Here is an 11536-nt window from a genome sequence, read left to right on the forward strand (position 1 = left end):
GTTAAAATCGATCATAGCGCAATTTTAAAACAGAACAGAGATCTTAATCTCATTTTAAGAAAAAGTTTTTAGGTATGATGTGTCACATGATGCAGAACTTTGTGCGTAGATTTGCTAGTCTTAAGCCCAATGGTTGGAACGAAAAGGAGTGAGGCGCTTGCTACATACATTATTAAATGAATTTCGCACCTCAAAAAATTCAAAAACGCAAAAATTGAAAGTACTTTACCGGTTGATCCTCAAACATGGCCCCATTCGAGCCGAAATGCTCGCCACGCTCGCGAGTATGAAGCCAGCTACCTGTGCAAGATTGCTAGATGAGCTAAGTAAATGCCAATTAATTTCAACCTCAGAGCTAGGGGAGTCTACTGGAGGGCGGAAACCCATTCTGTACAGTATCAACCCAGCAGATGGCTACCTTGTTGGTATTGAGATGAGTGATATTTATTCCACCATTGTTCTACAAAACCTAAAACTCGAAATTTTAGGGATGGTGAAAGTCAAATATGAGCACTTGGAAACGGCTGAAAATATGATTGACCATCTACTTGGTAAAGTAGACTCACTCCTTGCAGAGCACCAACTAAGCGTAGAAAACCTACTCGGTATCGGTATTGCTATCGACCATATTTTAGAGCGCGACAAACTCCCCTATCATCAATATAACTCGCGCATTAAAGGGCTCTACGGCTACATTACGCAAAAAGTCCCTTGCTTTGTGCTACTAGGAAGCGGGATCAGTTTTGCCGCTTTTGCCGAATACCGATTACGTTACACGTCTGATAGCCAACGATTTTTATTTACTACCTGCGATACAGACATTCGCAGTTGCACGATCATCAATAATCATTACGCGCCAGCGCCGATCAGTACCGCACAGGCCTTTGGCCACACAACTATTGATATCAATGGGCAACGCTGTGAGTGCGGCTCGTTTGGCTGCTTAAAACAATACAGCTCGTTATCTGCGATTAAATCTCGCGTGATCCAGCAGCTCAGATTAGGTAGAAATTCCGTCATTAATGAGCTAGTTAATAATGAGTCTGACATTAACTACCACACAATTTTCCAAGCTCTGACATTAAACGACCCTATTTGCCTCGAAGCGCTTGAAGAAGCCGCTTATTATTATGGAATCGCTATCGCGAATGCCATTTTAACCACTCAGGCTGATGTCGTTGTTTGTGGCGGAACCTTAACACCAAAAAATCATTTCTTTGAAATGACGAAAAAGTCCGTTGAAGGGAAACTCGCTTCCTTCCCCCATATCCAAACACGTATTTATGCAGCCAATGATTCTTATGAAATTGTCGCACAAGGTGCGGGTGGGATGGTGATGGAAAAATACCTCTGCGATTAACTGCGTCTTTCATTCAACGGGATAGAGTGTAAAATCAATTCACTATTTTATGCTCTATCACGCTAAATGAGGGGATCATGTCCGAATTTGAATACATCAACGACACTGTAAAATCACAGATATTACAACAAATTAACGAAAAATCCCCTCTCGTTCACTGCATGACCAATGATGTCGTTCAAACCTTTACGGCAAATGTCCTGTTAGCGCTAGGTTGTTCTCCTGCCATGGTCATTGAACCTGAAGAAGCTGAACAATTTGCCTCCATAGCAAACAGTTTATTAATCAATGTGGGAACACTCACGGCGGATAGGCAACAAGCAATGAAACGCGCTGTACACAGTGCCAATACCGCGCAAAAACCTTGGGTTCTTGACCCCGTTGCCGTTGGTGCCCTCACTTTTCGTACCCACTTTTGCCATGAGCTTCTTGGCCTTAAACCTGCTGCAATTCGCGGCAATGCATCCGAAATTATGGCATTAGCCGGTGTTAGCCTCGGAGGTCGGGGCGTAGACTCCCTAAACTCCACGAATGATGCCCTTCCTGCCGCACAATTACTGGCCAAACAAGCGAATACGATTGTCGCCATCAGTGGTGAAATTGATTATATCACTGATGGCGTACGTACAATTGCGGTCGAAGGTGGAGATATTTTGATGACCCGTATCGTTGGGACGGGATGCGCACTATCTGCCGTCGTTGCCGCTAGCTGTTCGTTATCTGGTGATAGACTACAACATGTTGCAACCGCTTGTGCACTAATGAAACAAGCAGGAAAAACGGCGACACAGCGCTGCCGCGGTACGGGTAGCTTTATTCCTGAGTTTTTGGATGCGCTTTATCAGTTAAATCAATAAAATCGCCAATAAGAAAACTCAATTTAGGCTATCGCCGAGTTTTCTTACCTCGTAGTTTTCTTGACCAATGGCGGAAATTGTCCCTAAAGCTAATGAATCGATAAGTTCCACTTTTTTTGTCTGGCTCTATGCCATAAAAACGCTTTAATGCGATTAAGTCATTGGCTTTACATATGGTTAAATTTCCATAATCAGACAAATCAATCACTTTTAATCCATCTTCTGTCAAAACAAAGTTACCTGCATGGATATCATTTGAAGACAAGCCATAGTGATGAAGTTGCTCAATGACCGATTTCATTTCAGGATAATAAGGCGTTAAATCATCCAGTTCTGATAAAACTGTCCCTTCGACATATTCAGCAATAATCCACGTTTCAACAGATTCACGATATTGCATTTTTTCCGCCACAAAATAGATGTCATTTGTCACGGTACAACCCTGATTTTGTGCAGAGACTAAACGCGTTAATAAACGTGAATAGAATGGGCCAGATAGCATACGCATTACTCGCTTTTCTATGCGCTTGTCCCGCTCTTTTTCGCACTTGATAATATAATTTCGACCATTTAGCGAAATACGCTCGACACTTCGCTCTGGATTTCCACTGCCTAAATCTTTGCTAGCAATTTTTCCATCAATATAGTCAATCATGACTTGCCAAAAATCAATATCACCTGCTTTTTGGTAAGTCATGAAGTCGTTTCTTTGTTTTTTTATAATTTTTTGCATGACGACAACGCCCGTTTTTTAGTCAATCGGCGGATGCTAACAAATGAAAAAGGACATTTCTTAGCGATTCTTGCAAAAACGGCTTTGAAAAGAGGGATGTTGCGAGTTACCGCACAAAATGAGCGGTTTTTATGGAGAGAAAAGAGGAAGAATAGGTTGGCAAACAACCAACCCATTCAGGGAATCAATATTTAGTCATTGCCAAATAAATCGCGTGTATACACTTTGTCTGCCACATCTTCGATTTCAGGCACCATACGGTTAGCCAAAATGATGTCGCATTGAGCTTTAAATTCCGCTAAGTCATTGACCACTTTTGAACGGAAAAACTCGGTTTCTTTCATCACTGGCTCATACACCACCACTTCAATGCCTTTAGCTTTGATGCGTTTCATGATGCCTTGCACCGCAGAGGCGCGGAAGTTATCTGACCCTGCTTTCATCACTAAGCGATAGACACCGACTTTACGTGGTGCTTTAGCAATAATCGCGTCAGAGATGAAGTCCTTACGGGTGCGGTTGGATTCCACAATCGCGTTAATCAGGTTATTCGGCACGTCATCGTAGTTGGCCAGCAATTGTTTGGTATCTTTCGGTAAACAATAACCGCCGTAACCGAATGACGGGTTGTTATAATGGCTGCCAATACGTGGGTCTAAGGATACACCTTCAATTATTTGGCGTGCATTTAAACCACGGCTCTCTGCGTAGGTGTCTAACTCGTTAAAGTAGGCTACACGCATCGCTAAGTAGGTGTTAGCAAACAGTTTAATGGCTTCGGCTTCCGTTCCATCGGTGAATAGAACCGGAACGTCTTTTTTGATGGCGCCTTCAAGCAGCAAATCAGCAAAAATTTGCGCGCGCTCAGAGCGCTCACCCACCACAATACGGGATGGGTGCAGGTTATCCCACAATGCGCGGCCTTCACGTAGAAATTCTGGGGAGAAAATCACGTTGGTGTAGCCAAATTCTTCCCGTAAACGTGCGGTAAAACCAACAGGAATGGTCGATTTGACGATAATCGTCGCAGTTGGGTTGATTTCATTCACATCGTGAATAACGGATTCCACCGATTTGGTATTGAAATAGTTGGTTTTTGGGTCGTAGTCTGTCGGTGTCGCAACAATGACATACTGTGCGCCTGTATAAGCTTCTACTTTATCTTCCGTGGCACGGAAATGCAGTGTTTTTTCTGTTAAAAATTGTTCAATCTCCGTGTCGACAATCGGCGATTGGTGGTTGTTTAACATCACCACTTTTTCGGGAATAATATCTACTGCAACCACTTCGTGGTGTTGTGACAGTAACATGGCGTTAGATAGACCGACGTAGCCAGTCCCTGCGATTGCTATTTTCAAACTTGCCTCTCGAATCCTGCTACAGGATTACAGGTTATTGATATTATTGATGGTAATAAGAGCGATACCAGTCAACAAACGCCTGAACACCCTGTTCAATAGAAATTTGTGGGTGATAACCTGTCACATTAAACAGGTCCTCGGTATCTGCCCAAGTTGTGTATACATCCCCTGCCTGCATCGGTAAAAAGTTTTTAATCGCTTCTTTACCAAGCGCTTTTTCCAGTGCAGTAATAAAATCAATTAATTTAACTGGCTTCCCATTACCGATATTATAGATACGATATGGCGCGCTGCTTTGCTCTGGCGATGTCGAATGATTATTTGGATCTGCTTGGGGAATTATATCTGAAATCCGGATCATCCCCTCGACAATATCATCAACAAACGTGAAATCGCGGCTGAGATTGCCGTTATTATAAACATCGATTGGTTCACCCGCTAAAATGGCTTTGGTGAATTTGAATAGCGCCATATCCGGGCGACCCCATGGCCCATACACAGTAAAAAACCGCAGGCCCGTTGTCGGCAACTGGTATAAGTGTGAATAGGAATGGGACATTAATTCATTGGCTTTCTTTGTGGCAGCATACAACGATATTGGATGATCTGTTGGCATATTAGTTGTAAATGGTGCGTTATCTGTAACGCCATAGACAGAGCTAGAAGATGCATAAACTAAATGTTTAACTTTGGCTTGGCGGCAACCTTCTAAAATAGAAAGATGCCCCGTCAAATTACTGTCAGCGTAAGCAAATGGATTTTCTAATGAATAACGTACCCCCGCTTGTGCAGCAAGATGGATAACACGGTCAAATTGCTCTTGGGTGCACAGAACCCTCACTGTTTCACGATCAGTCAAATCAAGGTGAATAAATCGAAATGATTGATACTGCTCCAACAAATGCAAACGGGATTGTTTTAATCCCTGATCGTAATAGGCATTTAGGTTATCAATCCCAACGACCTCATGCCCATTTTCCAATAAACGCTGGCATAGCCTAAACCCTATAAACCCCGCACTTCCAGTGACCAAGTATTTCATATTTATCGTCTTCTAGCGTTAAACCATTTACAAAGCTCAAAAGAGCACCGAATTTCACAGAAAAATCAACTTCATGTAAGACAAAAAAAACAAAGAATGGTTTTATTATTAAAACAATAATGCATAAAAAAGTAGGGAATTTTAAGGAAGAGTTAAAATTTTAAGCATCGATATAAGAAAAGCCGCAAGTTTTTTAAAACTTACGGCTAGTAATCATTATTTATTGAGCACCTTTTTTATCTGCCGCTTCCAATGTGCGGTAAACATAATTACGGTAGCTGTCTAACAGTTTTTGGTCTTCGCAATCATTGAGCTTGCCATCACATAAATGGCGCATTTTAATATTTGCTTCATAGAATGGGGAAACTTTTAAGTTTGCTCTTTCTAATAAAATACCGCCCAAAAATGAAATATCCGTTAACGCGCCTGTTTTGATTGCGGTGCCTGATTTTAAATTATCCCGCAACGTAAATTGCGTTAAATACGCAGGTGATGAGAATGGCGAGTCATACTGATTTAAGCTAATACCGGGTTGGTGGTCACCAAAATATAAAAACATTAACGGGCGGTCACGCTTATCAATAAACTCAGCAAAATCTCGCATTGCTCCATCGGATGCGGTAATTTTTTCCATATAATGGCTAAATTCACCAGCTGCATCTTGATGCTTAATTTTATCTTTTATACCGAAATCATCGCTATGTGTTTCTTTATAAGGCCCATGTTCATACATGGTTAAAGAGAAAATAAAGACAGGTTTATCCGTTTCTTTTGCTAAGATTTCTTTGACGTATTTCAGCATGTCATCTGTGCTAATAGTCCATAAGTTATCTTGTAATTTACCCGGATAACCTAGCTCCTGCGGCTGAATAATCCTGTCTACACCTAATGTTTCATATGCATGGCCTGAATGATAAGCCCCTTTATTAAAAGGCGTCAGCACAACGGTATAATAACCATTGGCTTTCATTTCTTTAAATAAGCTATTTTTCAGATTGTCGACAATAAAATAAAACACACCACTTTTTTGTGCCCCAAAATCGTCACTATTTAATCCAGTTAAGGCCGAAAACTCAGATAACCAAGTGCCGCCACCAAAAGTTTGGACTCGCATTTGGCTATGGGCAATAACGCCCTCATCTTGTTGGAACATAAATAAATTAGGGAGTTTTGTGCCTTCAGGTAAATCATAAATATGCGGGTCAACCGTAGATTCTTGCAGTAATAAAACAATATCTGGCTTTTCTGACGAGGTGCTATTGTTTAATGAGACGGTCGACGCTTTTTCGATAAAGTAGTCAGCGGTACCCGCAAACTCAGGAGATTGGTAACTGGCGTTTTTTGCGGACATAATAATATTAGTCACAGTCCCGCGGCCTTTTGGCAACGTCTGGGACCATCGGTCATAATAATGGGAGCTCGCAAAATTAGCGCCAAAATAACCCACAACAACCAGTAGCACACCTAAAATACGTGAAACACGTGATTTGCTCGACTTAATTAAACGCCAGCTAATGACACCATTAACCACCAGTAAAATGAATAGCCCAACTAATGCTACGCCAGCCAACCAATAATGGCTTAACGTGCCCATATTGGAGGTGTCTGTCATGATATTAATATCGGTAAAGAAAAGCTGTTCTTTGTAGTAATGGACTTTTAACTGATTTAGAAATTTTATGATAATAAACAGAGTGCTGGTGATGATAGCTGAAAATAACCAACGCGCGGTTAGTACCATTAAAATACCAAATAACACAGCATATACACTGAGCGATATGAGTGCAGGATAAATTACGCTACCTTTCTCAAACACCAAGAAAAGAGAGCCAATAAAGATCAATGCTAGATAAAAGCCTGCAAATAACTTTTTCTTCATCAGTTTTACCACAAGTTTAATATGAGAGGTTTGCTATGAGGCACCACTATAGCGGATCAAAACACTCAATTTATTCAACGAAAATGCCTTTATCTCGTAAATAGTGACCATCGCCTTTACGACGAGTAAAACCGCTTTTGTCAAAAAACTCAAGAATTTGTATCGCAAGTTTTCGCCCAATGCCTAATTCATTGCGAAAATCAGCAGCAAAAATGACGTCATTTTCCAAACAATGACGATGGATCAGTGATGCGAAATGGTTAATTTGCTCATGACTATAATAACGATCACGGACAATCGCGGTGATTAACCCCATTTGTGCCGCTTTTTTGAGTACTCGGCGCATGGTCTCTTCTTCATGACCACTTTCAAGCGCTAAATCACGTACCCACCATGCTTCATTACGTGTCAGTAACGGGGATATTTGTTGCCAAATCACTGCCTGTTGAGTATCAAAAATAAGCCCATGTTGCGGCATATGCAACCAACCGCGGGTTTGTTTGATAATACCATCATCAATCAAATCGCTAATTAATTTAAAAACTAACACATCACTCATTGAAGGTAGTGCCATACGTTTTAAACGCGCTTTTCCAACACCTATCTGATCACTATGTACTTCGTTAAATTTTTCAAGAGTTTGAATTAAGCGTTCTTTCGCGGCTTGCGCTTTAAAAGCCGAAAGAACGCTATTGCCAACATGTTCTGCATCCGTTTGCACTAATACGTTTTCAAGTGCATCACCCGTTAATTGCCGAGCCCAACCATAGTCTTGTAGATTCAGTTCACCTTGCGGGAGTTGCAACTTGAAATGCGTGAGCTCATCACTTTCTGTAGACAGTAAAGCTAACCAATCTAAAAACTCAGGAAGGCGCTTTCCTCGACGAGGGGAGGTTAATCTGATCACTCTAGCCCCACCTAGCGTTTGGCGGGCACTGATATCTCGAATAATCAAACGGTCATTATCTACTAGCCACAATGGGGTATCTAAAATTAACTCGGCAAGTATAGGCGTTTCCCCGTGCTCAACCAATAAAGAAACTCGCCCAGTGATATGACTTGCGCCATGGTATAAATGAACAGGTTGCCAATGCTTAATCAGCGAATCACACTCTAGTTCAACAATCACGCGATTAGCAATAAATGCAGGTTTTTCAGCGAGTAACCAATCACCTCGAGTGATATCTTCTTTATCAATATCACCTGAAAGATTTAATGCAACACGGTCACCCGCTTGTGCAAAATCCGCAGATTGGTTTTGCCGGTGGATCCCTCTGATGCGAACTTGCTTATCGGCGCCAGTCACCCATAACGAGCCGCCAACGTGGACTTGGCCAGCAAGAGCCGTTCCTGTCACAACAATCCCCGCCCCTTTAACATGAAAAACACGGTCAATTGCTAAACGAAAACGGCGCTGTAAATTTTCATGTAATTCGCTTTGCTGATGTAGCTGTTGCAAGTATTGGCGTAATTCATCAATACCACGCCCATCTTGGGTTGACGTGATAAACAACGCGGTATCGGTCCAGCCTTGTCGAGATAATTCAGCTCTAACTTCTTCAGCTACCTGCTCGATGCGTAAGTCATCAACGCGGTCCGCTTTCGTTAAAATGGCCGTAATATCTTGGCAACCCGCAAGCCTTAAAATAGACAAGTGTTCAAGGGTTTGAGCCATCACGCCGTCATCACACGCCACCACGAGAAGCGCATGGTTGATTCCGCCAATTCCCGCCAACATGTTGGCTAAAAATTTTTCATGCCCTGGAACATCAATAAAACCAACTGCGCTGCCATCAAGTTGCGGCCAATAAGCATAGCCCAAATCGATGGTCATCCCACGTTTTTTCTCTTCAGGAAGATGGGCGGTATTTATACCCGTAATGGCTTGAATAAGTGATGTTTTACCATGATCGACATGGCCCGCAGTTGCAAAAATCATGAAAGTAAAACCTGTAATAATGCATGTTCATCATCGAGACAGCGCAAATCAAGCCACAATTTTCCTTCTTTCATCCGGCCAATCACAGGTTGAGGCAACTGACGCCAATGAGATGCTAATTGCTCCAATGTCCCTCCTTTGCCATTGAGGGGGGCAAAGGTAATCGCAAAGCTTGGCAACCTATCGATGGGTAATGAGCCACTACCAATTTGTGACAAGCAAGGCTCAATTTCAACGATAAATTTGTCCCCGTAGAATGCCTGTAAAGCCACTAACACATTGTCTGCACTGTGGCGAATTGTTTCGGGCTCACGGGTTAACCAACGCAATGTCGGTAAATCATTGATCAGTTTTTCAGGGGTAAGATAAAGCGTTAACGTGGCCTCTAACGCAGCTAGGGTCATTTTGTCGACCCGCAAAGCACGTTTTAACGGGTGTTTTTGAATGGCATCTATCCATTTTTTCTTCCCAAGAATGATCCCCGCTTGCGGGCCACCAAGCAGTTTGTCACCCGAGATAGACACTAAATCAATACCTTGAGATAGATAGGTATGTGGCATCGGCTCAGCTGGCAAGCCATATTCTGTCATATCAATCATCGAGCCACTGCCTAAATCAATGGCGGTGGGAAGTTGATATTTACGGCCTAGCTCAGCCAACTCATGGCCTTCGACCTCTGCCGTGAAGCCTTCAATGCTATAATTGCTGGTGTGCACCTTCATTAATAATGCAGTGCGCTCATTAATCGCATTTTCATAATCACGTAAATGAGTACGGTTCGTTGTCCCCACTTCAACAAGTTGACATCCCGCTTGGGACATCACATCAGGCACACGAAAAGCGCCGCCAATCTCAACTAACTCGCCTCGAGAAACAATCACTTGCTGGCCATTTGCCACCGTTGCAAGCAACAGCAAAACCGCTGCGGCATTATTATTAACAATACATGCATCCTCTGCGCCCGTTAGTTCGCAGAGCAAATCGGCAATCGCGCGGTCGCGATGACCACGCATTGCACCATCCAGAGAATATTCTAATGTGACAGGTGAACTCATCACTTTGCTAACTGTGTCAATCGCTGTTTTGGACATCACAGCTCGCCCAAGGTTGGTATGCAACACCGTTCCTGTTAGGTTAAAGACATTTTTTAATGCGCTTTGGCCTAATTCATCGTGGCGTTTTGCTAGCTCTTTTAGCCAGTCAGTGTGCCAATCGGGTAACTTCCCTTGCCGTGAGATACACTCTCGCGCTTGCTCCTGCATTTCACGCAAGCACGCAGTAACCCAGTGCAACCCTGACTGCTCAACCAATATTTGCACTTCATCAAGCTGCAATAACTTATCAACCGAAGGTAATTGCCGATATAACGCTAAGTTTGCTTCCACCATAATCGCAATTCTCTGTTACCGCTTATTTTTCGCCGGGAAAAAGGAACGGGTTAATGCTGCTACGAGCAAAACCTTCCTCTTCCATACGTGCATCAAGAATAATTGAGGCTAAGTCATCTGCAACCGCTTCTACTTTGGCTTCTTTTTCTTGGTAAAGAATTTTGAGGTAGCTACCGCAATCACCACAGCTTTCGGCTTTAACCGCCGCATTTTCATCATCAAGTGACCAGTAATTCAATTTACCCGTTTGCTCACAGTTGCTACATTTCACACGTACCATGTGCCACTCAGTTTCACATAAGTTACAGTGCAAATAGCGCAGGCCTTGTGATGTCCCGATTTGCACAATACTGGAAACCGGCATGCTGTTACAGACAGGGCAGAAGTGGCGATGATCACCGTGCTCTGCGCGAGCTTTACCAGGAATGCTTGCCGCCATTTGTGCCCAATAAACAGAAAGCGCCGCCCAAATAAACATGGATTTATCCGCTGGGACTTTTTCAAACTCTTCGTTTAATAACGCGGACGCCATAGCTTCTAATTCATTTTCAGATGCTTTATCTAAATTTTCGAGTGCAGGACGGACGGATTCAGGCACAACAGGCATTAATTCAGCAATTATCGATTTTAATAATTTATGCCAATGCGTTGTACGAGGTAGCGTTTTAGTATCCAATGGTGAATGATTGGTGTTAACTGAACGCGCTAAAATGTCAGTCATATCAACATCTAATGGATTATCATGCTGCGCATTATGCTGCGCTGTCGCGACTTCAGCAGCAAAATTAAGGTAATTTGCAAAAGGATGCTCACCAATGCCAAGCTCTTTCAACCTTTCAGCTCGACGTTGATATAAGCTTTTTAAGTTAGGGAACAGTACTGGCGGAATAAAACCAATGCCTTTTTCTTTTAATCTTTCTTGTCCTAACTCTTCTTTAGGAACGATACGAATACCCATTGCATTCTCACTTTTCTAT

General features: G+C 42.6%; 9 protein-coding genes. 2 read left to right on the forward strand and 7 right to left on the reverse strand.

Going from position 1 to position 11536, the window contains the following annotated elements; translation table 11 throughout:
* Positions 1-157 precede the first annotated feature (157 nt).
* Together J6836_RS17325 and thiM are read left to right on the forward strand one after the other, a co-directional pair.
* On the forward strand, positions 158-1360 hold the full coding sequence (locus J6836_RS17325) for an ROK family protein (RefSeq protein WP_219245147.1): 1203 nt from the start codon (positions 158-160) through the stop codon (positions 1358-1360).
* Positions 1361-1437: 77 nt separating this feature from the next.
* Positions 1438-2217, forward strand: a complete 780-nt coding sequence (gene thiM / locus J6836_RS17330) for a hydroxyethylthiazole kinase (protein ID WP_219245148.1) — start codon at positions 1438-1440, stop codon at positions 2215-2217.
* A 28-nt stretch (positions 2218-2245) separates the two neighbouring features.
* Here the strand turns inward: thiM and J6836_RS17335 are convergent, their stop codons facing one another.
* The 7 genes from J6836_RS17335 to fdhE all read right to left on the reverse strand — a co-directional run bounded on the left by J6836_RS17335 (position 2246) and on the right by fdhE (position 11517).
* Positions 2246-2950, reverse strand: coding sequence for a lipopolysaccharide core heptose(II) kinase RfaY (locus tag J6836_RS17335; RefSeq protein ID WP_219245149.1), 705 nt, complete (start codon positions 2948-2950; stop codon positions 2246-2248).
* Between the two features lie 191 nt (positions 2951-3141).
* The gene (locus J6836_RS17340) at positions 3142-4308 is read right to left on the reverse strand and encodes a nucleotide sugar dehydrogenase (protein WP_219245150.1); all 1167 of its coding nucleotides are present in this window, start codon (positions 4306-4308) and stop codon (positions 3142-3144) included.
* 43 nt (positions 4309-4351) lie between these two features.
* Positions 4352-5353, reverse strand: coding sequence for an NAD-dependent epimerase (locus tag J6836_RS17345; RefSeq protein WP_219245151.1), 1002 nt, complete (start codon positions 5351-5353; stop codon positions 4352-4354).
* Between the two features lie 220 nt (positions 5354-5573).
* Positions 5574-7232 carry an LTA synthase family protein gene (locus tag J6836_RS17350; protein ID WP_219245152.1) on the reverse strand — a complete coding sequence of 553 codons (1659 nt, stop codon included), beginning with the start codon at positions 7230-7232 and terminating at the stop codon, positions 5574-5576.
* A gap of 70 nt (positions 7233-7302) precedes the next feature.
* Entirely contained in the window at positions 7303-9171 is a 1869-nt protein-coding gene (selB, locus tag J6836_RS17355) for a selenocysteine-specific translation elongation factor (RefSeq protein WP_219245153.1), read from the reverse strand.
* Positions 9168-10559 carry an L-seryl-tRNA(Sec) selenium transferase gene (selA, locus tag J6836_RS17360; RefSeq protein ID WP_219245154.1) on the reverse strand — a complete coding sequence of 464 codons (1392 nt, stop codon included), beginning with the start codon at positions 10557-10559 and terminating at the stop codon, positions 9168-9170. Before selA ends, selB begins: the two co-directional genes overlap by 4 nt.
* Before the next feature lie 22 nt (positions 10560-10581).
* A complete protein-coding gene (gene fdhE, locus J6836_RS17365; protein ID WP_219245155.1) occupies positions 10582-11517 on the reverse strand; it encodes a formate dehydrogenase accessory protein FdhE in 936 nt (311 codons plus the stop codon).
* Positions 11518-11536: the final 19 nt, after the last annotated feature.

Source organism: Providencia sp. R33 (genome assembly GCF_019343475.1).
Classification (GTDB): domain Bacteria; phylum Pseudomonadota; class Gammaproteobacteria; order Enterobacterales; family Enterobacteriaceae; genus Providencia.